We start from the raw sequence: 22,695 nt of genomic DNA, 5'->3' as shown, positions 1-22,695 counted from the left end.
TACTATATGAGCGCTTTTTTCTATTCATATATTTTATATTAACCCCGAACAATAACGCTTCATGATAGAAATTGATCACAAAACAGACATTATCATTCCGTTTAATAAAATTGGTGAACCGGAGTGGGATGTTAAAACTCGCCTAATTTTAGAATCTCTAGCTGATTTAAATGATGATGAGATTGCACCTGCAATTGATGATGAGCAAATTTTAAAACTTGAACAGCGTTTAAATTGTCGCTTACCTGAATCTTTAAAGATCTTCTATCAACATTTTGGGATTGCTGATATTGGTGAACAATTGCAGCAATTTGATGATATTGGCTACTTAAAAGATATTTGGGCTAATGCACCGCAATATGCACCTGAATTTAGTCAAGCCGATTTAGCAGTTTTACCTCATCTGATTACATTTAGTGATTATCTTGGTAATGGCAATATGTTTTGCTTTCATGACATCAGCAAAGAAATCTATTACTTTGATCATGACGACACGCCTTATTTAAGTAAAATATTGGAATGTGTGGATGACTATATTAAAGGTTGTCTGATTTTAGTACAGTCTGAGTTTTTTGCTGAAGCGCATCCAGATGAAGTGGATGAATGGGTAGAGGACAGGTTTATTGCGTTATTTAATGAGCAAACACTCAAGAAATGGCGTTATTAATATAAATTACCTTGAACATGCTAAGCAGTTTCTTATTTTACTGTACTAAATCAAAACTTTATCTTGAAATGGGAAAGCGCTGATAAGAATAAGCTCTGGTAAAAATGCCCAATTGAATTGGGCATTTTTTTATGGTCTATTTTAATAATGCAACTTTGGCATTATTTTAAAAGAGGAGGAACGGCTTCGTAGTTGATTTCAACACGGCGGTTTTCTTTCCAAGCCGCTTCATCATGACCAGCATTGATCGGCATTTCTTTACCGTAGCTTACTGCTTCTAATTGGTTTGCTTTAACACCATTGGTGATCAGGTAGCTTTCAACAGCTTTAGCACGACGCTCACCTAAAGCCATGTTGTACTCACGCGTACCACGTTCATCTGTATGACCTGTTAATGCCACTTTAGAGTTGGCATTGGCAATCAAGAACTGTGCATGTGCTTGTAGTGTTTGGTAGTCATCATTGGAAAGATCACTACTGTCATAATCAAAATGTACCACACGTTTTGCTAAAAATGCTTTATTGGCTTCAGTCACGCCTTTAGATGAAGCACCATTTAAATTTTGTGCATTTAAAGCAGCATCTTCACTTAAACCACTGGTATTTACTGTCGTCGCACTATTTGGATTGGTTCCTGATTCTACAGTGGCAGCAGGTTTACGGCTTGCACAACCTGTCATCACCAAGCTTGCTGCTAATAAGGGTAAAGCTAGATATTGAATTGACTTCATGTTGATCTCCGGTATTTCAATTTTAAATAAGTGATTTACATCTTGATTAAATTATTTAGGGGCCCAAGCAGGTTCACGTACTTCACCTTGTTCGCTTGGTAAGTTCATGCGGAAGCGACCATCTGTAGACATGATTGCCAATAAGCCACGATTACCCTCACGTGTTGCATAAACCACCATTTGTCCATTTGGAGAAAAGCTTGGTGATTCATCCAAACTTGTTGGTGTCAAAATATTGGTGATACCCGTAGAAATTTCCTGAATGGCAACTTTGTAGTTACTACCAGAAGGGCGGTGTACCAATGCCACATATTTACCATCGGCACTTAATGTACCACGTGCATTAAATGCACCACGGAAAGTTAAACGTTTGGTCGAGCCATCATCAAAACTATAACGGTAAATTTGTGCTGATCCACCACGGTCAGATGTGAAAATAAATGATTTTCCATCTGGAGCATAACGTGCTTCTGTGTCAATTGCGCTATCGTTGGTCATGCGCTTCACTTGGCGTGAATCTAAATCCATTTGATAAACTTCAGGATTTCCATGCATCGATGCAGTAAACAGCATTGATTTACCATCAGGAGAGAAACTTGGTGCACCATTTAAACCGCGAAATGCAGCGAGTTTTTCTCGTGCACCTGTGGCTAAGTCTTGGATATAAATAGCAGGGCGCTTGGTTTCAAATGAAACATAAGCAATTTTTTTCGCATCTGGCGTCCAAGCAGGCGAGAGAATAGGGTCTCTTGAACTTAATACCGTTTTAGGTTGCTCACCATCAGTATCTGCAATTTGTAAGGTATAACGAGTCTCTGGTGTTGCAGGGTTACGTAACACATAAGCAATACGTCCTGTGAAGTCACCTTGAATCCCTGTAAGCGCTTGATAAATTGCGTCACTGATCATATGTGCCGCAGAACGCACACGTGATGCTGGAATCGAGAGCAATTCATTTAATAGGAATTTCTGCTTTTCAACATCATAGAGTTGGTAATGTACTGCCAATGAACCATCTGCATTGGTTTTAGAGTCACCTAAAACCACATAAGGAACCCCAGCCGCTTTCCATGCTTCTGCATTTATATTGTTTATGTTTGCAGTTGCAGGAAGATTTTTTGATGAACTGGTAAAGCGCCCAGAGCGATTTAAATCTTGTTCAACAATAGGGTAGATAGATTGATCATTACTAAATGGAATGATGGCAATTTTAGGTGCAGATTCAGGTGCTTTGGCAATTTCTAATTGCAATTGTGCATATGATGTGGTGATCAATGCTGGACTAAAGGCAACAATAATTGCGAATCCTAATAGATGTTTAGGCATGATTTTCATTGGACTTCATGTACTCAAATATCAATTTTTAACTATGCTTAGCTTTGTAGCACAAAGACATGATTTTAATCTATATAAAGCATGTAATTGTGAACAAAAGATTATCATTGAACAGATTTACTAAAAAAATTAAATTCAAATTTATTACACCAATGAATTTCGGCTTGATCTTTTGGTATTTTAAATGGTGCAGCTGTAAAAATTACTTTTTTATAGATTTGACAACAATGCCATTTTTGCTGCCATTAAAATATATTATCTCGTGTTGAATAGAGACTTATTCAGCACGGAATTTGATGCGAATCACTTTTAATAATTGATTGAGCGATGACTGTTTAGACATTTCAAAAGGTGCTGTTTGCTGAATCGCCGTTTTGATTGCGTTTGAAAACGCTTCGCTGTCTTGTTCTGTGATTAAAATATCTTTTATATTCCCACTGTCATCTAAGTAAATAATAACATCGGCATTTTCTTGGATAATTGTTAAATTTTTCAACTTTTTAACAATCCGATTGACTCTAGCGGTATTTATCCGCTGAGCCATTTGACTTTGTTGAAGTAATGCTTCTGTTGTTGGTACAGACGGTTTGTTTTCGTATGACGCAGAAGGTGGGTGTTGTTGCGTATTTACTTCAAGCATTTTTTCTTGCTCGATATTTTTTGCAAATAATAATGCAGTTGGAAAAAATAATGAAATTGCTACAAATATGGGTTTAACTCGCATTTGATTTTTCCGAGTGATTGTTCTTGCATTAAATTACACCCTGCCAAGACAGGGTGTAATTTTAAAATTATTTCACTGTAAAATTTGCACTAAAACTTCGTGCTTCGCGTCTGGCATCTGGATCAGATGGCATTGGGAAAGGTGCAGCATTGCGAACTGCTTGTTCCACACTTGCTTTTACATCTGGGTCTGATGCATTGACAATGATCGAGGCCACAGAACCGCTATCCGTTAGTGTAACACGAGCTGTTGCCTTTTGACCTGTTGAGCCAGCTGGCATACGCCAAGCATTCCGAACTTTACTTTCGAAGTCCTTTTTCGCAGAAGATGCAACTTTTCTCGCTTCTGCCTTTTTATTTGCAGCAGCTTCTTTGGCTTTTTCAGCAGCAGAGGCTTTTTCTTCATCTAATTCGCGTGCTAGATCAGCTTTACGTTTTGCGTCCGCATCCGCTTTGGCTTTTGCAGCAGCATCTGCTTTAGCCTTTGCAGCAGCATCTGCTTTGGCTTTTGCAGCAGCATCTGCTTTAGCCTTTGCAGCAGCGTCCGCTTTGGCTTTTGCATTAGCATCTGCCTTGGCTTTTTCAGCAGCATCTGCTTTAGCTTTTGCATTAGCATCCGCTTTAGCCTTTGCAGCAGCGTCTGCTTTAGCTTTTGCATTAGCATCCGCTCTGGCTTTTTCAGCAGCTTCTGCCTTAGCTTTTGCAGCAGCTTCTGCCTTGGCTTTTGCAGCAGCATCGGCTTTTGCAGCAGCATCCGCTTTGGCCTGTTGGGCCTTATCTGCGGCTTCTTTCCTGACTTTTTCAGCAGCTTCTGCTTTGCTTTTTGCTTCGGCATTGAGTCTTGCGAGTCTGGCTTTTTCCGCAGCATCCGCTTTGGCTTTTTGAAGCGCCTCTTGCTTGGCCTTAGCTGCTGCATCTGCTTTAGATCTTGCTTCAGCTTCAGCCTTAGCTTTCTCAGCAGCATTTTTAGCCTGCTTTACTTTTTCAGCTGCCTCTTGTTTGGCTTTTTCTGCAGCATCTGCTTTAGCTTGAGAAAGTTTTAAGGCTTTTTCTTGTGCTGCTTTAGCCGCTGCCATAGCCAATTGCTGTTCTAATGCGGCTGCCTTGGCCTGTTCGGCAGCTTTTTGTGCATCTATCGCCTTGGTATCTGGTGTGTTATTTGCTTCAGTTGGAATTTCTGGTGCAGTTTGATCGGGTTCCGCTGTTTGCTGAGTATTTTCTGCAACCTTGCTATCTGCCGTTTCAGTGGCATCAGTTTCTACTAAAGGCTTGGGTTCAGGCGGTGGTAAATCTTCAGGTTTAATTAAAACGGTTTTAATTTGCTTGGGTGGCTCAGGTGGTTGACTTAAACCGAGAAAAAGTAAGCCAGTAATCGCCACCACATGAATACCTAGGGTAAATCCAAGTGCAATCGCTTTTTCTTTAGATTGTGGCTTTTGAATATTTTTCATAACTTACTTTACAGACTCTGTCAGTAAACCCACTTGGCTTAAACCAGCATCTTGTAGTGTAGACATGAGTTTCATGACTTCACCATAAGGGCGTGATTCACTACCATTGATCAAGACACTCAATTGCTTGTTATTTGCTTGAGCCTGTTGCTGATTTTCTGTAAGTACTGTTTTTAACTCATCTAAAGTTAAAACCTCATTTTTATGGTTTTTGTCTTCAAGTTTAATCGTACCATCTGCTTCTAAAGTCACGATGGCTGGTCGATCTTCAGATTGAATCGGATTATTGTTTGCTTGAGGTAAATCAACTTTAACACCCGTGGTAATCATGGGTGCTGTCACCATAAAAATAACCAATAAAACCAACATGACGTCGATATATGGAACGACATTCATATCACTTTTTAAAGGTTTTTTGACGCGTTCAAAACGTCCAGAACGTTGGATTGTCATTATTCATCTTCCTGTGTAGTTCCCACAGACTGACGTTGTAATAGCGCCACCATTTCTTCTGCAAATAATGCACGATCTGAATAAATTTCTTCGCCTTTTGCAGTGTAATGGTTAAATGCTAGTACCGCTGGTATTGCAGCAAATAAACCAATCGCAGTTGCAATCAATGCTTCAGCAATACCTGGTGCAACAGTGGCTAAGGTAACTTGTTCAACCTGAGCTAAGCCAATGAATGCACTCATAATGCCCCAAACAGTACCAAATAAACCAATATAAGGTGCGACAGAACCGATACTGGCGAGAGAGCTTAAGCCTTGCTCTAAACGACCTTGGTCACGACTGAGTCCTACACGCAAGATACGTTCAGTACCTTCAATCATCGATGCAGTTTCAGCATGACGTTTTTTAAGTTTTAAAAACTCACTTAAACCCTGATAGAAAATATCTTCTAAACCGCTTCGCTTAGAATTAAGCTGAGCATTGTTATATAAGGTATTGAGTTCAGCACCAGACCAGAAGATTTTTTGGAAATGCTCATCGCCTTGATGTGCTTTCTTATAGCCCATATGCAACTTGGCAATCAAATACCAACTAAAAACGGATGCGAGTACTAAGATTAGCATCACCAATTGAACCACAGGGCTCGCTTGTAAAATTAAATCAGAGATGTGTAAAGAAGATTCTAGTTGTGTTGCCATAGTTACATGTGCCAAAAGTATTTTTTATTCGTGAGCTAATTCTCGAAGAATTAAATCACGGATTTCGTCAGGAATTCTACGAGGTTTCATATCTGTACTTAAACATGCCAATTCCACCTCGCCAGAAGCAAGCATGATTTCACCACGATATATATTCTGTTGCAACACAAATGACGAAGCTTTACATGAAACTACACTTGCTGTAACAGTAATAAGATCGTCCATGAGTATAGGGCGAGAATATTTCAATGCAATTTTATGCACGACAAAATTGTAATCTTTTTGATGCCAATAGTGGTCAATACCGGATGCACGTAGCCATTCTGTCCGTGCACGTTCCATAAAGCGGATATGATTGGCATGGTATACGATACCGCCTGCATCTGTATCTTCGATATATACACGGATTTGGAATTCGAATTTATTACTCATGTTGCTATGCATTCCTGTGTTGTTTATTGCATATCTATCAAAAGGTTAGTGATTTTAAATTGTATATGAAAAGTTTAAGTTAATTAAAAAAATCATAAAGTAGACGCATAGTAGACCAAAATGTATACTGCTTACTAGCGATCGTTATAGCTTAATAGGGTTAAACAATGTCTAGGTCAGAACGCATAAAATTCACTAAAACTGCAATTGATACTCTAAGCGAGCCAGGCATTTACAGGGACAGTGAACTTATTGGTTTTGCTGTACGAGTTAATTCAACTTGTAAGACCTACATTGTTGAAAAAAAAGTCAAAGGTAAAGCGGTACGGTCTACTATTGGTCTACATGGCAATTTAACACTATCACAGGCGCGAATTTTAGCACAAGGTCTGCTTTCTCAAATGGCACAAGGTTACAATCCAAATGAAGAAAAGAAGGCTGAGCGTGAGCAAAATGAACATATTTTAAACGTATCGAGACAGCATCCAACTTTTGAGATCGCCTATAATGAATATCTTAAAAATAGAACATTAAAACCAAGAACACTTAAGGATTATGACAAGGTGGTTAATGATTATTTAGCTGATTGGAAAAAACTTAAGATCGGGGATATATCGCGAATTCAAGTCCAAGCAAAATACACAGAATTAACTGAAAGAAGTCCAGCTCAAGCAAATCTAGCAATGGCTGTTTTCAGGGCGATCTTTAATTTTTCTATAGAGCATTTTCTTGATGCCAAAGATGAGTCAATAATTACTGCAGTGAATCCAGTAGCAACTCTTAAAGCAAAAAGAACATGGAACAAAATTAAACGCCGCAAAGGATATGTCAAACAAGAACAGTTAACCGATTGGATTAACGCTGTAATGAATTTCACCGCCTTACGACAGGAACGAAATACAGTCAGAGACTTTCTTATAACTTTGATACTCACCGGGTTTCGCCGTGATGAATGCCAAACATTAAAATGGGATGCAGTGGATTTAAAGTATGGCTGGATAACTTCAAATGATCCTAAGAATGGTGAAGTTCATACATTACCTATGGGTGAGCGTCTTTGGGAGATCATGAAGAAAAGAGATGAGCAAAAGTTCAATGAGTATGTTTTTGCTTCCCCTAAGGCTAAGAAAAAAGGCTATACAACGAATTTATTTGAAGCTAAACAAAAAATAATTGATGCAACAGGTATTGAGTTCACTTTCCACGACCTTAGACGTACCTTTGGCACCATTGCTGAGAATCTTGATTACGGTCAGTACACGATTAAGAGATTATTGAATCATACGGTTTCGGGTGATGTAACTGAGGGTTATATCCAGATTAGCGATAAAAAGCTAAGGTTGGCCATGCAGGAAGTTGAGGACATAGTTTTTGAGGGATATAAAAAAGGAGGCTAAACCTCCTTTTTAAATCAGATTGTATTTGTAAGTTTTTGGCCTTCAAAATACTTAACGGCATCTCCTTTTGTGTACGAGATTTTTCTAGCGCCTTTAATGAATGGTATGCCTCCACCTTCACAGCGTTTAAGCTGTAACCAGGGAAGGGATACATTAAATACAATTGCTACCGTGGTAGGTGGGAATGTTGCATCTGAAGGGGATTCCCAAAAAATCTTTGCTGCCAAGAGTTTTTCTTCTTCAGTCATTTTTGTTAGTTTTGAAGTTCTACTCATTTGTTTACCTCATCAATCATTGTGCTTACTTGAAATGCCATATTGATAATTTTTAAAGCATCAATTGCTTTGTCAAAATTGGCTATTAATGAACCCCGATCAAACCCATACGTTTTTTGTAAGTACGACGCTCATAAGAAGGGATGTGTGATTTTTTTAAACCAATTGCTAAAGCCTTACGCTTTTGAAATTTGCGCTCTTTTTCAAAACTAAGACTAATCCAGGGCTTTTCTAAATGTTCCGCAAATTCAATAAGGAATAGATAGCCGGATTTACTCACTCGGTAAATCTCACCATTTTTTTGGATGTATTCAGATGAGTAGATGCGCATGCGGAATTCACCGTTTTCATTGCTGATGAATTCAGTTTTATTTGGGTTGGTAGAAATCATTATTTTGCCTCCACAAGTTAGTTACGCTCGATATAAGACACAATCATTTGATTGATGTTTCTATGGTCGTTGTAATCTGTGAAGTCATTCCAGTCTTTACCATTTACATCCGTGATTTCATCTATCGCGAGATTGGTAATGTCTACTGCAGTAAATTCTGTACCAGGAATTCCATCATTGTCTGGACGAGTATCAAAATCAAAACTTACTTTAAGTAGGAAGCTATCTAATTTAATTACAGCTATGCCTGAGGTGTCTGAGGTGAGTTTTAAGGCATCAATGTTATATGTGGATGATATGACGTTTGGAATGGTAACAGCTGGCTTGTATGGTGTTGCTGTTTGATCGTAAGCCAGTGCAATTGCACCAACTGTCAATAATCCAGTCACTAGGGCAATTTTGAAGCGACTAAGTGGCTGTACGCGATGTGTAAGGGTGGGATTGATTGAATTAGGCTTTGTGTTCATACTTATCTCGCTTAGTTGCAAAGCCCCGTCGCCGTCCAAAGTTTCGGGGCTTTTTTATACTTAGGAGATAAATATTACCTAAAAGGTAATTTATTGCAATCAATAAATTACCTTTTTAATTTATTTTGATCAGATTGAAGTATGTAGTCATCAAAATAGATGATGTTTGCATTGCTAATTTTATGATCAAAAGAATTAAGATTTTCGAAACTTGTAGTAAAAATTGCTTGACCTTGATTGGCAAAAATTTCAGAAGTGTGTTCGATTAAATCATATAAGCTTTTTGATCTTGCCTCATGCTGGCGAGGTTCATCAAATACAACAAATCCACCATGATTAATTTCGAAGTTTTCATCAGAACCTAATTCGAGTAATGCTAAAGTATATGCCCAAATTGTTCTGATATAATCACTTGCTGAAGTCTCAGCAATAATGTCATATCCATTTTGTTCTGGGCGAAGAGTTGATTTAGAAATTGAAATTTCATCAACTGATGATTCAGAAAATCCAAATAAATCCAAATTATTTTTCATAATTTCTTCTAATTGATTAATTATATTAGTAGTGTCTGATGACTCCATTCTCTGTTTTAAAATAATATATGAAGCATTAACAGTTTCCCATTTTCCTTGTATGTTTTTAAGGTTATTTTCATAATTTTCCACCTTGATTGTAAATTGATCTATTTTTTCAATTTTATTTTCAAGTTCAATTTTTTTTCTTATATTGTGGTGTATATTTCCAAATAGTTCAGAGTAATCTGATTCTAGTTTATTAAACTTTATTTCTTCTTCATTCAACAATGATTTTTTTATATTTAATTGATTTTGAAGTTCAGAAATTTGAGAACTATGTTTTTTAATTATATTGTTTATGAAATTATATTGATCTTTAATAAAGATAATATTTTGTTCTAATGTCATTGGATTTGATTTAGATTTTTTATGTGAAATATGTAAAAAATCAGAAAGTTGATTGTGACAAATAGGGCATTCGTCTAAAGTTACTCCAATATTGTGCTTTGAACCAAGTTTAGTTAATAAATCTAGCTGTTTGTATTTTTCTAAATCACTATTCAAAATTTCTGATTTATTTTTAGATTCATGTAGAACAATCTTTAACTCATCCTTTTGGTGCTCTAAGTCATTGATATCATCTAAAAGGCTTCTTAAAATATTTCTTTGATTAGAAATTTCATTTTCAAATTCTACATTAGAATCCTCATCTGAAATTTCTGACAGATGATTCTCTAGAGATAATTTTGCTTCAGATAATAAGATGTTCGCATTTACACCTATCATATAATAATTTATAGGGAAATTTTGGTTTGTTAAAGATTCAATTTTGGAACTACTAAAATCGAACGTGTCACAGAGAGATTCTATTGATTTAATATTAAAGTTCCACTGTTCTTCAAGAGTATCTAATCGACTTCTATATTGGTTTAGTTTATTTTCATTTTCAAAATTTGAAATATTTAAAACATATTCAATTGCAGTCTTTTTTACATTTCTAATTCCATAATTTACAGGAACATTTGCTTGTATTTCTGACCATCCCCGTTTTTGTTCAATAAAAAAAAGTGGAAAAATTGTTTCTAAATAGAGTTTTGTAGTTGTACCAGTTATATTTGGAACTAGTGGCAACTTCCAATCCATAAACTCCTCAAGCCAATTGTGGAAACCAAGTGATGATTTTGCTGAACCTAATGTTCCTGAAGATTTTAAAAAATAGTCTTGTAAATCATCATTTTCTTCAATAGTTATAAAGTTATTAGGATCCTTAATAGCTCGAGTCAATTTAGCAACTTCGCCGAACCTATTTTTAATTTCAAGTGAGACTGATGAAGAAGATACATTAAATACATTATTATTTTTCTTATTATCATTTATCACATCATATAGTGATCTCGGGAAAGGCTTTTTCTTTAGTGGTCCTAAAATTGATTCCAAACCAAGAGCGTAAGCTATAGCATTTACACATGTTGATTTTCCGGAAGTGTTGTCAGCTCTAATTACATTTAGACCTTTTGAAAAATTAATGTCAGCCCTAAATGTTTTACTTTGGAAAGTATTAACGACAATTGATAATTTAACTAATTCTAGAGCTAGCATTTTATTTTTTACCCATAATTTGATCGATTTTTACATTCGTAAGAGATGATGCATTTTGGTTGATGAAGTTTAACTCATTTGTAAATATTGAATTTTCTATGATGGAATTAAAAAAAATGTCACCATTTTTAGTGGTTATTATTTTTTCCATATCAAATTTTATTAGCTTCTTGTTGAAAGCTAATTCGATAGCAATATAATTTGCTTGATCAGAAGTGATAAATGGTGGATTAGTAGAATTAGAGTTTAAAAATATTTGGAAAATCTCCCAATCGTGACTTCGAATTAACATCCATAAAGTAACATTTAATTTTTTTAAGTCTACAGATTTTTTGAGAAGATTCATTCTCTTTACGATCAGTACTACTAAGCCAATTCTCCATAAAGGTCGCATTTCTACTGGGACTGGATAGGGTTTATTATTAATGGCAATTTTAATAGATTTATTGTTCATCATAAAAATCCATATTACATTCAGCAATCCATTTGGAAATGAAGCCGTAGGGTAATTCATTTTTATTAAAATTGGATATTATTTCTCCAAACAATTTATCAATTTCAAATTCATTTTGACTTTTAACTGCTTGAATAAAATTAATATTTGGTTCAAGTTCTTCAATTTCGATCATATCTTGCATTTTAGATAACAACATGCGTCCACATTCTTCGATCTCTTGATAAGTATCAGGAAATGAAAAACGTAATTTCTCTAAATAATTTGATATATTTAAATATTTTTCAGTCATATTTCTAGAAAAAACATCAGGTTTTCTGGAAATAAAGCTAGATTTTCTTTTAATATTTTTTTCAAAAATACTATCTTTGAAACTGGATATTGAATTTTGGATGTTTAGATTGGAATCAATATGAATCAGTTCATCTGAATACTTTAAAGCAAATTTTTTGGAAGATGGATAACTGTCGGCAGTTTCGATCTTAACTGTAAAATTTTCTTTATCTATGAAAGATATGTCTGCCTTAATTGTTTCTCTCTTTTTAGTATTGCAATACTTAATTAGATCTTTAGTTTTGTTTTCAGGAATAAGCAATACCCATTGTTGGATAATAATATCATCTAAAAATTCTTGAATTTGGTTTTCATATTTCTTTAGTTTTTTTAAATCAGTTCTTATTTTAGTTTGAACATGAGTTTTATAATCACTCATAGAGTATGTGGGATCAGGAAAATAACACTGGAAAATACTTCCATCTCGTGTGAAAAACTCAAGCCCACAATCACCGCGATCATTAGCAGGCACAGAAGTAAAGTATTGTTGAGTGTAATGATGCCTCATCATCCTTTCACAAAAAACTTCCCATTTATTACCATTGTAATTAAAAAAGATATCACTCATTAGGATTGCTCATTTAAATTATACATCCCTATATAAACCAACAACTTTACCTACCAATTTGCAGCCTTCACGCAGCTCAATGATTTTTCCAAGCCATTTTGGGTTTAAGGGTTCTAAATACATACCATTGCTTTCTACAATCAATTTCTTGAAAGTTGCTTCTGTTTCACCATCGCAAGCAACAATAACCAAATCACCTGTTTTTAAATCATTTATTTGAAAGTCAGGATTCACATAAATTTTATCGCCAGGGCGGAAGTCTGGCAGCATTGATTCTCCAGATACCTCTAGTCCATAGCCATGTTTTCCACATTTTGGGTTTGGTGGTAACCACTCATCAAACTGTGTACCCGAAGGCACAGCTTCAGCAGTAGTCCAAGCACCTGCCTGAACCCAAGAAATGACAGGAACAAACTCACCCTTCATTGGGATAGGTTCTGAAACATTTCCATCAGTTATATTTGTTTGCTCATCATGGAGTATGTCTAACCAACCATGTGGTTTATCGAATACTAATTCAATTTCACGAGCCACTTTATTGCCAATCCCTTTAATTGGATTCGTACCAGCAAATTGGCTAGTTTGAGATTGTCCTTTCCCAATTTTGTCAGCAAAACTGGACACGCCGCCAACTTGATCAACAAGTAAGCGAGTGTTTTTGTATCTGATTGATTTGCTGTCCATATATTCCCTAAATTTTTTGTGACAAGTCACATTTGTTAATTGTAGTTTCATCACCAAAAAGGTAAACAAGAAAAAAGATTGTATTTGTATTACCTAAAAGGTAATATTTGGATTTATACAAGAGGATTTATCAATGAATTTCAGCGATTTCATACAGCAGCAAAGCCCAGAAGAATTAGAAAAATATGCAAAAGATGCAGGAACAACAGTTGGTTATATAAAAACTCATTTGCTGTACCGCTATAAAGAACCACGAAAAAACCTTCGTAAAGCCTTGTCAGTTGCAAGCAATGGGAAGGTTTCTGAAACAGAAATTCTTCAGCATTTTGGTTTGTTTCCAACAAAACTTTTAGACAACCTTAATGGTAATTCATCTACGGTTTAACTAATTCAAAAGAGATAAAAATGAGTCTAGAAAAAGAAGATCTACGACTAAAGATGCTCCCTGACATGATGGAGCGTTTGAGATTGGTTGCGGATGTAAGAGGTAAAGACTATGCACATCAAGCGGTCATCCTATTAGAAAAAGCAATCATGGGTGAATTCCATGAAGTTAGCTTAATGCTTGAAAGAGCGAATAAAAATAGGAAGAAAAGGGAAAGCTTGGGACTCGTTGGGAGCCCTGATCAAATTGAACCAAATCAAATTTTAGACATTAAAAAAGCCTGATATCTGACATCAGGCTTTTAATTCATCAATTATGGGACCAATGAATATGAAATTAAATTTAGCACAAGAACTAAGCGAAAACAACCAAGCCAACTTTTTATCTGGTGATGTGGTGGTCTTAAAGAGTCTCAATCTTTTATATGTAAATGAACTTATTACTCTCCATGAATTCGATGGTAAGCATTGGACAACGGATCAACGCAGAGGTCGAGTAGCTGAAAGTGCTATTCGTACTGCAACAACCACTGAACTCATGATGAAGCGCCGTTTGAGTGCAATAGAGTTATCTCTTACGGAGGTTTCATGACAACTAACAAGTTATTTAAAAAAGCTCCTGAGCATAAACAAATGCAATGGACTCAATCCTGGTATGAGCCTGCATTAAAGTCCTTAAATACATTTCTTGAAATCCGAAAAGCAAATTTAAGAAAGATTAATCGTGATGAGAAAAATGCTGCAGTCACAAAACATGAGTTTATGGAAATGCTAATCAATGAACACCGCTTAACAGTGTATCAAGCTGGTGAAATTGTCGCTAGCTTACTTAAAGCTAAACAAATTTTAATGCATGGCAGTTTCATATATGAAATGCCTAAGGTCGGTGAAATATGAGCTTAGATGCAACCGTATGGGCATGGAAAACTACAGTCTCAGGTGCAAGTGAAAGACTTGTACTTTTAGCTCTTGCTGATCGAGCTGGGGATGACCATAAGTGCTTCCCAAGTTTAAAACGGTTAGAGAAAGACACCACGCTAAATCGCAAAACGATTATCAAAGTTTTAGACGAACTTGAGCTTAAAAAGTTGATTAAATTTACAGGTGAAATTAAAGGAAATGGCGTAAAAGTCTATCAATTGATTGGTGTCTTTGGACGTGAAGATAGTTCAGATACCAATACCAAAATGGGGACTAGTACCAAAAATGACACTGGTGTTGATTTAGGTACTAGTTCCAAAAACGGTACTAGTACCAATGATGGAACTGGAACCAGTACCGATTTTGGTACCGAGACCAGTACCAATTTTGGGACACAGAACCTCCCAAGGAATCTCTCATTAGAATCTAAAAATAAAAAAGACTGGCTTTGTTTGAAAAAACTTCGTTCTGAATTAGATCAAGCCGATCCCACGGTAGTACCGAAATCGGTTATCGAAGCAAGTTGGTTTGAACGCGAGAAAAAAGCATTCGAGCTTTTCAATGCTGGAAATAATCTTTGTGATGATCTTTTGATTTACCACTTCGCTGACACACTTTTGAGAAACCGTCACAAATACGACAAAGCGCAAAATGGAAAATCAATTGGTGAATCTGATTTAGTATTTTTCTCTTCACCTCAACAGATTTACGTGTTTGCAAACAAACTTGCTCAACTTCCTGATGTTATCAATCAATTCAGTATGCCAGGTGAATCTTTTGAAAAACTAGCAAGCCGCATTGCTGCAAAACTCTCTGATCCAAATGAACTCCAAAACTGGAAATCACATCTGCAGGCAGTTGGATTTAAACCTAAGGGTAGAGGTGCAGCATGAAAGTAAAACGAATTGTTTGCTGGTTCAGCTGTGGTGCAGCATCGGCTGTGGCAACGAAAATTATGCTTGAAAAGGCAGCTAAGATTTTTCCTAAAGTACCAGTAGTAATTGCGAATAGTCCAATTATAGAAGAGCACTCTGATAACGAACGTTTTTTTAATGAATGTGAGCAATGGTTTGGTCAACAAATTATTCGAATTTTTAATCCACGTTATCCTCAAGGCTTGAATTCAATATACGAAGTTTTTAAGAAAGGTTACTTAAAAGGTGTAAAGGGTGCGCCATGTACAACTCAGCTTAAAAGAATCCCACGTGGAATGTTCCAAAAAGAAGGCGATTTGCACGTATTTGGGTATGACATTGCTGAAATAGATCGTGCTCAAGATTTTGAAGAAAGAAATCCAAGTCTCAATTCATATTTTCCACTTATTGAATCAGATCTAAGCAAGGCGGATTGTCTTGGAATGCTTCAAGACGCAGGCATACGCATACCGAAAATGTATGAGCTTGGTTATTTGAACAATAACTGCATTGGCTGTGTGAAAGGTGGAGCAGGTTACTGGAACAAGATTCGCAAAGATTTCCCTGACACATTTGATCGCATGGCGAAAGTTGAACGTCAAATCGGGCATTCAATTTTAAAAAATGAAGATGGTCCAATCTTTTTAGATGAATTAAATCCCAAAATGGGTAGATACAAAGATGAGCCTGATATTGATTGTTCATTTAGCTGCTTAATCGCCAAAGAAGATAACAATTGGGAATTAGTTAAGTTTTATGATGTCGAAAAAGTGGGAGATTTAGCTTAAGTGGAAAGCATCTCAATTACTGAATACCAAAAACTTTACGGTGGTAGATCCAGAAAGAAAACTAATTTGAAACGCAGTACTCGAGTTAAAACTCATCAAGGTGAAAGTATCGGTGAATCGTTGTTGGCCAACCAATTACGAATTTTAAAAATTAGCTTTGAACAGGAATATAAATTCCATCCTAAACGTAAGTGGCGCGCTGATTTTTACATTGTTGGAAAAAATATTTTGGTTGAGGTTGAGGGCGGTGTTTGGAGCGGTGGGCGTCACACACGCGGAAAGGGGTACATTGGTGATATGGAGAAATACAATGCTGCAGTAGTGATGGGATTTCAGTTATTACGGTTTAGTACTGAGCAAGTGAAATCAGGTTTAGCGGTTCAACAGATAGAGACAATGGTGGGGGAGTAAAATGACAGCCACAGCAAACTTTGAGAAACATAGAAATGAGACAATAGTCCACGATTTACGCCGTTTATTATTTACTCCTAGCCGTTCAAAAGTCGATTTTACATTACTCGACTTAGCACAAAAAACAATGGATGGATTTAAGGATGGTGTAGCTGGACCATCTACATTTGGAAGTAAGGCAAATAGTGCAGCTCTAATGATGCAGGATATGAGTCCAGAAGTTTATTCATTATTGTGGGCATTAGTTCGTTCAATCAATCCTACAGATCGTCACTTTGCCTTACTTCACAATCTGCTCACTTCTGAAATTCGCTTAAAGTTTAAAGAAGATGGTTTTAAAACTAAACAAATAACCTCTAAAGAAGCTGCAGAAGGTGTGGCTCGTTCAGCGCTAATTCAATTTTTATTTAAACGAGGTATGTGTACCAAATGTAATGGAAAAGGGTTTATCTTTTCAAAAAATGATAAAAAGCATGTTGAGTGCAGTAAATGCGAAGGGAAAAAAGAAAATGCTTATAATCAATCAGAACGGCATAGAATTTCGGGTACGAATATAGCACGTAATAATTATATTAAAATTTATGATAAGTACGAGAAAAATGCTCTAGATATTTTGTGTGATTGGAGAATAGATCTGGACGCTCATTTAAGAGGCTATTTCTATATTGTGGCTGAAGAATACAATTTATGATTGCATAGGTACAAAAATAAGGGTATATTTTTCGATAATGGTCGTATTACGGTTTATCCGAGACCAAGATAAGAAAGCCTCGCATTTGCGGGGTTTTGTTTTTGGTGTGTGTAGGGCTGATCATTAATTGATTAATTTTTATGTGGTCAAACTAAAACTCTGTATATTGGGTTGTTTTTATATTTAAAAAATAGGAATCATATGGGTGGTATTTTATTATATCTTCATTTGAAACCTATTTATTAAGACTGGGAAAAGAGATATTGTATGCACCCACTATTATCAAAAATAAGTTATAAATGGCTTACAGTTGCAAGTATTATATCAGTACTCGTTTTGCTTGGTATTTTGTTTATATTTAAAGGGAATGTGGGTGATGTTGTTTACTCTACAGTGACTAATATTCTGGTGTCTATCTTAACCTGTATACTTGTTTCATTTTGGTGGAATAAATTATTATTAGATGCTAGTAGTCATTATAGTAAGTCGGGAATAAAGCACTACTATAGTGATTTTTCAGAGGTTGAGCCTATTATTAAAAAGAAGTTAGAAAAGGCAAATGAAGTAACAATTTTTTTTATGTATGGAAAAACATTTATTAATGGTTCTTCAAGCCAAATAAAGAAAATTCTTTCAAAAAAAGGAAATAAGTTAATATTTGTAGTAGGTTATGTAGATAATCCATTTATTGAACAATATGAAGAATTTTGGAATTATCCTATTAAAGAAAACATAAAAAATACACCTGATAATTTGTTAAAATTATTTAATGAGATAGATCCTGGAATTAGGGCTCATTTACAAATTTACCTATATAAGCAGGGCGGATATTGTTACAGTTACTTTAAAATAGATAATGAAATATTCTTGAGTCCAAATAAAATGGTTGAAGCAAAGTCTTTTAAGCCAATCACTTTACATGCTAAAAAAGTTCTTGGTAAGAAGTGTCTTTATAGAAAGATAAACCAAGAATTTAATTTTATGCTTGAGGCAAAGCAAATAGAGATATTTTTTGATTCTATGGAAAATAATAGTATCGAGGTGGCAGATTAATGTTGTGTTTTTTAGATCTAGAAACAACTGGTGTAAACTTATTCCAAGATCATACGTTAGAGATTGGTGCAATTTTAGTAGATAGTAGGCTTGAAGTTGTGAAAGAGTTTCACTCCTATATTAAACCAGATAAATTAGTTTCTTTCTCGAGATCATCAAAAAATACCCATGGCCATACTGAACAATTTTTCAATGATAAGTTCAACTCACATGATGTTTTGTTAGATTTTTTTAATTATATAGGAACGGATTATAGGTTTGTTGGTTGGAATATATCTTTTGATGTTGGTTTTTTTAGGAAATTATGCCATCTGAATAATATGACAAGTAAATACAATGAAATTAATTACAGACATATTGATTTACAGTCTGTATTTTATTGGTATTGTATACAGAATAATTTAAATAATTTATCTTCTTTAGATGATGCTTGTAAGCATTTTAATATTTCAAGAAGCAGTTATCATAATGCATATGAAGATGCACTAATAACTTATAAAATCTACAAAAGGCTTAATCTGTATAATAAAAAAAATATGTATTAGTTATTTCTAATAGCCTGTTATATCTTCAGTAAATGTACTTTTATCTCCTAAGTTGGTGGTTACAGGTTAGAGTCCTGTATAACGTGCCACAGTTCTGAAGCTCAACGGTAGAGCAGCGAGCTTATACCTTGTAACGATAGATAATCGGCTGATTTTGGTTCGAATCTAGTCAGAACTACTATTTTAATTCCCTCGAATTAGCTGGATTTGAAATTTCTATTTTTTTGAACTGATTTGAGAAATGTTTCTATTTTTAAGCCCTGTTTTTAGTGGGCTTTTTTAATGCCTAGAGGAAAGTGGGATGCACTGAATATGGCTCATCTTGGCTTATATATGAAAAATGAACAGTTGAGGTTGCTATGTTAAATATTCGATTTAATGTAGATGACCAGATTAGGAAAGTCAGTAGAGAACATAAAAGGCAAATTGATTTTGCTTTAGCTCAAACCGTTAATAAGCTGGCTAAGTTAGCTCAGGCAGAAGAAAAAAAAGGCTTAACGAGTCTCTTTGATACGCCTACACCGTTCACAGTTAATTCAGTTGCAATCAAAGCAGCTAGAAAAGGCAATCCCACTGCAACAGTGTATATAAGACCAATAGCAGCAAAGTATTTAGAGCCGTATGAATATGGCGGTAAGCAATACCTTGGGGCTAAGCCTGCCGACTTAGTACCAATTAACGCCGTATCAAACCAGTACGGCAACTTACCAAGAAACGCTATTAAGAAGTACATGAGTAGAAAAGATGTGTTCTTGGGTAAGGTGAAAACATCAAGCGGTGTGGTGTATGGCTTATGGCAACGTCCAGCCTCACAAACCCGCCGAAGTGCAAAGCGTACAAAGGGCGGAAGGTTAGCAAATACAACAGGGCATTTAAAACTGCTTGTCTCTTTTGCAGAGCCAGTCAATACACGTAAACGACTTAACTTTGGGCAACGATCACAATTAATAGTGCAACGTAATGCCGCCGTGTTGTTTAGAAACACATTAGCAAGTGCAATTGCTTCTGCTAGATAGAGAATAGATATGAATCCATTAACAGTTTTACTTTGGTTGTTGTGTGCTTTCCTAGTGATTGGCTTCTTTGGTGGCATTGGTTTGTTGATCTATATGATTAAAAGCCGAAGGAAAGCAATTAAAGAGTTCAATGACCGTCTGGTCGCTATGAGGTTGAAGCCACACAAAGCATTTACAAAAGGTACTTCCCACAAGATCCTATAGACACGGGGATTGCGCAGCGTGCTTTGTGACTAGCTACGAAATTTTTTGAAGTGGGTAACAGGGTAACGGGTAACATGAATCAAGCACAATTTGCTCGACTCCATGAAGTAAGCAAAAAGACTGTTACCTCATGGAAAAATAAAGGCTGGGTTATCTTAAACACTGATGGCTCGGTAGATGTAGAGCTAAGCAATAAAAATTTAGAACTCTACAGAAAAGAAAAAAATGCACCAGATGAAGTAATTGATTTCAAAGTTACCTTGGGTAACGAGGTAACGGATTCAGGTAACGATTCAGAGGGTAACCCTGATCCAAATGACGAGTTTTCAGGTTACCCAGAAACAAAGTTGCCTGCTAAGGAATTAAATCGGCGCTTAACTTTAGAAAAGCTAAAACTAGAACGTGAGCGGGCAAGAGCGGCTGAATACGATACAGCAATTAGAGAAGGTCGATTATTAGAAGCCGACAAGGTATATCAACACGATGCAGAAGTTGCAGCTCAACTACAACGAAAGTTACTTTCTTTGCCTTCTGAGCTTGCAGTTCGTCTTTCAGCAATTAACTCACCCGCAGAAATTGAAAGTTTACTGAGAGAGGAATTGACGTACTGCCTTAATGAGTTCTTAGATTCTTATGAAACTGAAAATTAGAGCGAGTTTTGCCGATGCATTAAGACCGCCACCATTTCTGTCAGTTAGTAAATGGTCAGAGCAATACATGGTGCTTTCTGCTGACTATTCAGCAAGCACTGGACGTTTTAAGGCATATCCATATCAAAACGGCATTATGGATGCCATGACAGATTCAAAAAATAAAACCATTGTCGTTATGAAGTCAGCGCGTGTTGGTTATACCCAGATTTTGAATAATGCTTTCGGTTATTTTATCCATTATCAGCCTTCACCGATTTTGATTGTACAGCCACGTAATGGCGATGCAGAGGATCATTCTAAAGGTGTTATTGCACCAATGCTGCGTGATGTACCTGTTCTAGCAAAATTAGGTGGTGATGCAAAAAGCAAAGATTCTAATCAGACTATATTGGCAAAAAAGTTCAATAATGGTTCAAGTGTAAAACTGATTGGTGCTGATTCACCAGGTGGCTTTCGTCGTGTCACAGTCCGAGTGGTAATGTTTGATGAGATTGATGGTTATCCGATTGGTGGTGCAGGTGCCGAAGGTGATCAGATTTCACTTGGCAAAAAAAGGGCTGAGACGTACTGGAATAGTGTAATTGTTCTGGGCTCAACTCCAACAAACAAAGGTGATAGTCGAATAGAGAAAGCATGGCTGAATAGTGATATGCGCCGCTACTTTGTTCCTTGCCCTCATTGTAATACTTTGCAAGTTTTGGAATGGGGCGGAAAAGATACTCCACATGGAATCAAATGGAAACGTGATGAACTTGGCGAGTATATAGAGGATTCTGCTTATTATTCTTGTATCAATGGATGTGAGATAACAGAAGATCATAAAGGCCGGATGATTCAAAATGGTGTATGGCAGGCAACAGCTCCATTCAAAGGGCATGCAGGTTTTCATATTTGGACTGGTTATTCATTACTTCCTAAAGCGGGTTGGTCAAGACTGGTTGAGGAGTGGTTGAATGTCCACAAAGATCCATTGCAACGTAAAACATTTTTTAACCTTGTTTTAGGTGAGCCATTTGATGATCTCGGTGAACAAGTTTTACCTGAGGGGCAATTATTAGAGCGGTGCGAAAGCTGGATTGATGAAGTTCCTAATGGTGTTGGTGTATTAACAGCTGGTATCGACTTTCAATATGATCGCTGTGAGATTGAAGTTGTTGGATGGGGCCGTTATGAGGAATCATGGTCTATTGCTTATGAAACAATTTATGGTGAGATTGATGATCCCAATTATTGGGCAAAAATAGATGCTTATTTGGCAAAACGATTTCGCAGAGGCGATGGCCGGCCTTTTACAATTTCCGCAGCATGCCTAGATTCGGGTGGTCAAGAAGGTCATACACAAAAGGTTTATGACTTTTGTAAGGAACGTCTTTCTCGTCGGATATGGGCAATTAAAGGCGAGTCAGCACGAAATGGTAAACGCTCACCTGTATGGCCAACTAAGAAACCAACAAACCGAACAAAGAAAAGTTTTAAGCCGATCATTCTTGGGGTGAATAGTGCTAAGGATCAGATCAGACGCAGGCTACATCTTGATGTGACTGGTCCTGGTTATATGCATTTTCCTAGTGATCGAGACATTGGATATTTTCAACAGTTATTAGCTGAAAGACTAATGATTAGAAAAATAGGTGCTGATACATATCGAGTTTGGGAGTTACCTGCAGGCAAGGCTAACGAGGCTTTGGATTGTCGTGTATATGCTTATGCTGCGTTATGTGGCCTCAATCACATGGGTTTAAAACTTAATAATCTATGTGAGCGATTGGAAAAGCTAGACTTTGTACCAATGCAAGAAATTGAGCGAGTTTTAGATGATCATGTTGATGTTAATGATCTTACTCAATCTGATCCAAACACGAATAAAGCTGTATCAGTTACCAAAGTTGAAGTGTCTAAGAAAAAATCACTGGCTGAGAGAATGGCTGAAATGAACAATTAA

Annotated in this window: 29 protein-coding genes and 1 tRNA gene; 16 read left to right on the top strand and 14 right to left on the bottom strand. The window is 36.3% G+C overall.

The window, feature by feature from the left end; genetic code table 11:
• The first annotated feature begins 61 nt into the window (after nt 1–61).
• Complete coding sequence (locus AS4_RS14105) at nt 62–667, top strand: SMI1/KNR4 family protein (RefSeq protein ID WP_096734551.1); 606 nt, start codon at nt 62–64, stop codon at nt 665–667.
• 161 nt (nt 668–828) lie between these two features.
• Here AS4_RS14105 and pal read toward each other — a convergent pair whose 3' ends face one another.
• The 7 genes from pal to ybgC form a co-directional block, all read right to left on the bottom strand.
• On the bottom strand, nt 829–1,398 hold the full coding sequence (gene pal / locus AS4_RS14100) for a peptidoglycan-associated lipoprotein Pal (RefSeq protein ID WP_004822680.1): 570 nt from the start codon (nt 1,396–1,398) through the stop codon (nt 829–831).
• Between the two features lie 51 nt (nt 1,399–1,449).
• Nucleotides 1,450–2,733, bottom strand: a complete 1,284-nt coding sequence (gene tolB, locus AS4_RS14095; protein ID WP_004724537.1) for a Tol-Pal system beta propeller repeat protein TolB — start codon at nt 2,731–2,733, stop codon at nt 1,450–1,452.
• A 277-nt stretch (nt 2,734–3,010) separates the two neighbouring features.
• Nucleotides 3,011–3,457 carry a hypothetical protein gene (locus AS4_RS14090; protein ID WP_096734550.1) on the bottom strand — a complete coding sequence of 149 codons (447 nt, stop codon included), beginning with the start codon at nt 3,455–3,457 and terminating at the stop codon, nt 3,011–3,013.
• Nucleotides 3,458–3,524: 67 nt separating this feature from the next.
• Nucleotides 3,525–4,907 carry a cell envelope integrity protein TolA gene (gene tolA / locus AS4_RS14085; RefSeq protein ID WP_096734549.1) on the bottom strand — a complete coding sequence of 461 codons (1,383 nt, stop codon included), beginning with the start codon at nt 4,905–4,907 and terminating at the stop codon, nt 3,525–3,527.
• A 3-nt stretch (nt 4,908–4,910) separates the two neighbouring features.
• A complete protein-coding gene (tolR, locus tag AS4_RS14080; RefSeq protein WP_004724530.1) occupies nt 4,911–5,360 on the bottom strand; it encodes a protein TolR in 450 nt (149 codons plus the stop codon).
• Entirely contained in the window at nt 5,360–6,058 is a 699-nt protein-coding gene (tolQ, locus tag AS4_RS14075; RefSeq protein WP_004724528.1) for a protein TolQ, read from the bottom strand. Before tolQ ends, tolR begins: the two co-directional genes overlap by 1 nt.
• Before the next feature lie 24 nt (nt 6,059–6,082).
• The gene (gene ybgC / locus AS4_RS14070; RefSeq protein WP_004724526.1) at nt 6,083–6,490 is read right to left on the bottom strand and encodes a tol-pal system-associated acyl-CoA thioesterase; all 408 of its coding nucleotides are present in this window, start codon (nt 6,488–6,490) and stop codon (nt 6,083–6,085) included.
• 167 nt (nt 6,491–6,657) lie between these two features.
• Here ybgC and AS4_RS14065 point away from each other — a divergent pair, with 167 nt between their 5' ends.
• Nucleotides 6,658–7,887: an integrase family protein gene (locus AS4_RS14065; RefSeq protein WP_096734548.1), complete on the top strand. Its 1,230-nt coding sequence runs from the start codon at nt 6,658–6,660 to the stop codon at nt 7,885–7,887.
• Nucleotides 7,888–7,901: 14 nt separating this feature from the next.
• On the opposite strand, the gene AS4_RS14060 is transcribed toward AS4_RS14065, so the two are convergent.
• From AS4_RS14060 to AS4_RS14030, 7 genes are all read right to left on the bottom strand, one after another.
• The gene (locus tag AS4_RS14060; protein ID WP_096734547.1) at nt 7,902–8,162 is read right to left on the bottom strand and encodes a DNA-binding protein; all 261 of its coding nucleotides are present in this window, start codon (nt 8,160–8,162) and stop codon (nt 7,902–7,904) included.
• Between the two features lie 85 nt (nt 8,163–8,247).
• Nucleotides 8,248–8,553, bottom strand: a complete 306-nt coding sequence (locus AS4_RS14055; RefSeq protein WP_096734546.1) for a hypothetical protein — start codon at nt 8,551–8,553, stop codon at nt 8,248–8,250.
• Nucleotides 8,554–8,570: 17 nt separating this feature from the next.
• Complete coding sequence (locus AS4_RS14050; RefSeq protein ID WP_096734545.1) at nt 8,571–9,020, bottom strand: hypothetical protein; 450 nt, start codon at nt 9,018–9,020, stop codon at nt 8,571–8,573.
• A 107-nt stretch (nt 9,021–9,127) separates the two neighbouring features.
• The gene (locus AS4_RS14045; protein WP_096734544.1) at nt 9,128–11,134 is read right to left on the bottom strand and encodes a coiled-coil domain-containing protein; all 2,007 of its coding nucleotides are present in this window, start codon (nt 11,132–11,134) and stop codon (nt 9,128–9,130) included.
• Nucleotide 11,135: 1 nt separating this feature from the next.
• Nucleotides 11,136–11,588: a hypothetical protein gene (locus AS4_RS14040; protein ID WP_096734543.1), complete on the bottom strand. Its 453-nt coding sequence runs from the start codon at nt 11,586–11,588 to the stop codon at nt 11,136–11,138.
• Entirely contained in the window at nt 11,578–12,489 is a 912-nt protein-coding gene (locus AS4_RS14035; RefSeq protein ID WP_096734542.1) for a hypothetical protein, read from the bottom strand. Before AS4_RS14035 ends, AS4_RS14040 begins: the two co-directional genes overlap by 11 nt.
• Nucleotides 12,490–12,507: 18 nt before the next feature.
• Complete coding sequence (locus AS4_RS14030; RefSeq protein WP_096734541.1) at nt 12,508–13,173, bottom strand: LexA family protein; 666 nt, start codon at nt 13,171–13,173, stop codon at nt 12,508–12,510.
• Between the two features lie 133 nt (nt 13,174–13,306).
• Between AS4_RS14030 and AS4_RS14025 the strand changes: the two genes are divergently transcribed.
• The 14 genes from AS4_RS14025 (at nt 13,307) to AS4_RS13965 (ending at nt 22,695) form a co-directional block, all read left to right on the top strand.
• Nucleotides 13,307–13,558: a hypothetical protein gene (locus AS4_RS14025; protein ID WP_096734540.1), complete on the top strand. Its 252-nt coding sequence runs from the start codon at nt 13,307–13,309 to the stop codon at nt 13,556–13,558.
• Between the two features lie 20 nt (nt 13,559–13,578).
• Complete coding sequence (locus tag AS4_RS14020; protein ID WP_096734539.1) at nt 13,579–13,842, top strand: hypothetical protein; 264 nt, start codon at nt 13,579–13,581, stop codon at nt 13,840–13,842.
• Between the two features lie 46 nt (nt 13,843–13,888).
• Nucleotides 13,889–14,149, top strand: a complete 261-nt coding sequence (locus AS4_RS14015) for a hypothetical protein (protein WP_096734538.1) — start codon at nt 13,889–13,891, stop codon at nt 14,147–14,149.
• Nucleotides 14,146–14,454: a hypothetical protein gene (locus AS4_RS14010; RefSeq protein ID WP_096734537.1), complete on the top strand. Its 309-nt coding sequence runs from the start codon at nt 14,146–14,148 to the stop codon at nt 14,452–14,454. The genes AS4_RS14015 and AS4_RS14010 overlap by 4 nt, the downstream gene beginning before the upstream one ends.
• Nucleotides 14,451–15,371 carry a helix-turn-helix domain-containing protein gene (locus AS4_RS14005; protein ID WP_096734536.1) on the top strand — a complete coding sequence of 307 codons (921 nt, stop codon included), beginning with the start codon at nt 14,451–14,453 and terminating at the stop codon, nt 15,369–15,371. The genes AS4_RS14010 and AS4_RS14005 overlap by 4 nt, the downstream gene beginning before the upstream one ends.
• Nucleotides 15,368–16,180, top strand: coding sequence for a hypothetical protein (locus tag AS4_RS14000; RefSeq protein WP_096734535.1), 813 nt, complete (start codon nt 15,368–15,370; stop codon nt 16,178–16,180). The genes AS4_RS14005 and AS4_RS14000 overlap by 4 nt, the downstream gene beginning before the upstream one ends.
• A gap of 66 nt (nt 16,181–16,246) precedes the next feature.
• Complete coding sequence (locus AS4_RS13995; protein ID WP_406565182.1) at nt 16,247–16,591, top strand: hypothetical protein; 345 nt, start codon at nt 16,247–16,249, stop codon at nt 16,589–16,591.
• A gap of 1 nt (nt 16,592) precedes the next feature.
• Nucleotides 16,593–17,282 (top strand): DnaJ-like cysteine-rich domain-containing protein, encoded by a 690-nt coding sequence (locus AS4_RS13990; RefSeq protein WP_096734533.1) that lies wholly within the window; start codon nt 16,593–16,595, stop codon nt 17,280–17,282.
• 267 nt (nt 17,283–17,549) lie between these two features.
• Nucleotides 17,550–18,335 (top strand): hypothetical protein, encoded by a 786-nt coding sequence (locus AS4_RS13985; RefSeq protein WP_096734532.1) that lies wholly within the window; start codon nt 17,550–17,552, stop codon nt 18,333–18,335.
• Entirely contained in the window at nt 18,335–18,880 is a 546-nt protein-coding gene (locus tag AS4_RS13980; RefSeq protein ID WP_096734531.1) for a 3'-5' exonuclease, read from the top strand. The genes AS4_RS13985 and AS4_RS13980 overlap by 1 nt, the downstream gene beginning before the upstream one ends.
• 90 nt (nt 18,881–18,970) lie before the next feature.
• A tRNA-Ile gene (locus AS4_RS21680) sits at nt 18,971–19,058 on the top strand.
• 181 nt (nt 19,059–19,239) lie between these two features.
• Nucleotides 19,240–19,896 (top strand): hypothetical protein, encoded by a 657-nt coding sequence (locus tag AS4_RS13975; protein ID WP_096734530.1) that lies wholly within the window; start codon nt 19,240–19,242, stop codon nt 19,894–19,896.
• A gap of 278 nt (nt 19,897–20,174) precedes the next feature.
• Entirely contained in the window at nt 20,175–20,750 is a 576-nt protein-coding gene (locus AS4_RS13970) for a hypothetical protein (protein ID WP_096734528.1), read from the top strand.
• On the top strand, nt 20,734–22,695 hold the full coding sequence (locus AS4_RS13965) for a phage terminase large subunit family protein (RefSeq protein WP_096734527.1): 1,962 nt from the start codon (nt 20,734–20,736) through the stop codon (nt 22,693–22,695). Before AS4_RS13970 ends, AS4_RS13965 begins: the two co-directional genes overlap by 17 nt.

The organism is Acinetobacter guillouiae (assembly GCF_002370525.2).
Taxonomy (GTDB): Bacteria; Pseudomonadota; Gammaproteobacteria; order Pseudomonadales; family Moraxellaceae; genus Acinetobacter; species Acinetobacter guillouiae.
Note: the sequence above shows the minus strand (reverse complement) of the source record. Positions and strands in the feature narration are given on the sequence as shown.

What these genes read in the sequence shown, in the direction of transcription:
- tolR (WP_004724530.1), bottom strand. Translation starts at nt 5,360, where the DNA reads ATGACAATCCAACGTTCTGGACGTTTTGAACGCGTCAAAAAACCTTTA.
- AS4_RS14030 (WP_096734541.1), bottom strand. Translation starts at nt 13,173, where the DNA reads ATGGACAGCAAATCAATCAGATACAAAAACACTCGCTTACTTGTTGAT.
- AS4_RS14090 (WP_096734550.1), bottom strand. Translation starts at nt 3,457, where the DNA reads ATGCGAGTTAAACCCATATTTGTAGCAATTTCATTATTTTTTCCAACT.
- AS4_RS14040 (WP_096734543.1), bottom strand. Translation starts at nt 11,588, where the DNA reads ATGAACAATAAATCTATTAAAATTGCCATTAATAATAAACCCTATCCA.
- ybgC (WP_004724526.1), bottom strand. Translation starts at nt 6,490, where the DNA reads ATGAGTAATAAATTCGAATTCCAAATCCGTGTATATATCGAAGATACA.
- AS4_RS13965 (WP_096734527.1), top strand. Translation starts at nt 20,734, where the DNA reads ATGAAACTGAAAATTAGAGCGAGTTTTGCCGATGCATTAAGACCGCCA.
- AS4_RS14105 (WP_096734551.1), top strand. Translation starts at nt 62, where the DNA reads ATGATAGAAATTGATCACAAAACAGACATTATCATTCCGTTTAATAAA.
- AS4_RS14065 (WP_096734548.1), top strand. Translation starts at nt 6,658, where the DNA reads ATGTCTAGGTCAGAACGCATAAAATTCACTAAAACTGCAATTGATACT.
- pal (WP_004822680.1), bottom strand. Translation starts at nt 1,398, where the DNA reads ATGAAGTCAATTCAATATCTAGCTTTACCCTTATTAGCAGCAAGCTTG.
- AS4_RS14050 (WP_096734545.1), bottom strand. Translation starts at nt 9,020, where the DNA reads ATGAACACAAAGCCTAATTCAATCAATCCCACCCTTACACATCGCGTA.
- AS4_RS14010 (WP_096734537.1), top strand. Translation starts at nt 14,146, where the DNA reads ATGACAACTAACAAGTTATTTAAAAAAGCTCCTGAGCATAAACAAATG.
- AS4_RS13985 (WP_096734532.1), top strand. Translation starts at nt 17,550, where the DNA reads ATGCACCCACTATTATCAAAAATAAGTTATAAATGGCTTACAGTTGCA.
- AS4_RS13990 (WP_096734533.1), top strand. Translation starts at nt 16,593, where the DNA reads ATGACAGCCACAGCAAACTTTGAGAAACATAGAAATGAGACAATAGTC.
- AS4_RS13980 (WP_096734531.1), top strand. Translation starts at nt 18,335, where the DNA reads ATGTTGTGTTTTTTAGATCTAGAAACAACTGGTGTAAACTTATTCCAA.
- AS4_RS13975 (WP_096734530.1), top strand. Translation starts at nt 19,240, where the DNA reads ATGTTAAATATTCGATTTAATGTAGATGACCAGATTAGGAAAGTCAGT.
- AS4_RS14020 (WP_096734539.1), top strand. Translation starts at nt 13,579, where the DNA reads ATGAGTCTAGAAAAAGAAGATCTACGACTAAAGATGCTCCCTGACATG.
- tolQ (WP_004724528.1), bottom strand. Translation starts at nt 6,058, where the DNA reads ATGGCAACACAACTAGAATCTTCTTTACACATCTCTGATTTAATTTTA.
- tolB (WP_004724537.1), bottom strand. Translation starts at nt 2,733, where the DNA reads ATGAAAATCATGCCTAAACATCTATTAGGATTCGCAATTATTGTTGCC.
- AS4_RS14015 (WP_096734538.1), top strand. Translation starts at nt 13,889, where the DNA reads ATGAAATTAAATTTAGCACAAGAACTAAGCGAAAACAACCAAGCCAAC.
- AS4_RS14005 (WP_096734536.1), top strand. Translation starts at nt 14,451, where the DNA reads ATGAGCTTAGATGCAACCGTATGGGCATGGAAAACTACAGTCTCAGGT.
- tolA (WP_096734549.1), bottom strand. Translation starts at nt 4,907, where the DNA reads ATGAAAAATATTCAAAAGCCACAATCTAAAGAAAAAGCGATTGCACTT.
- AS4_RS14045 (WP_096734544.1), bottom strand. Translation starts at nt 11,134, where the DNA reads ATGCTAGCTCTAGAATTAGTTAAATTATCAATTGTCGTTAATACTTTC.
- AS4_RS14000 (WP_096734535.1), top strand. Translation starts at nt 15,368, where the DNA reads ATGAAAGTAAAACGAATTGTTTGCTGGTTCAGCTGTGGTGCAGCATCG.
- AS4_RS14060 (WP_096734547.1), bottom strand. Translation starts at nt 8,162, where the DNA reads ATGAGTAGAACTTCAAAACTAACAAAAATGACTGAAGAAGAAAAACTC.
- AS4_RS14055 (WP_096734546.1), bottom strand. Translation starts at nt 8,553, where the DNA reads ATGATTTCTACCAACCCAAATAAAACTGAATTCATCAGCAATGAAAAC.
- AS4_RS13970 (WP_096734528.1), top strand. Translation starts at nt 20,175, where the DNA reads ATGAATCAAGCACAATTTGCTCGACTCCATGAAGTAAGCAAAAAGACT.
- AS4_RS14025 (WP_096734540.1), top strand. Translation starts at nt 13,307, where the DNA reads ATGAATTTCAGCGATTTCATACAGCAGCAAAGCCCAGAAGAATTAGAA.
- AS4_RS14035 (WP_096734542.1), bottom strand. Translation starts at nt 12,489, where the DNA reads ATGAGTGATATCTTTTTTAATTACAATGGTAATAAATGGGAAGTTTTT.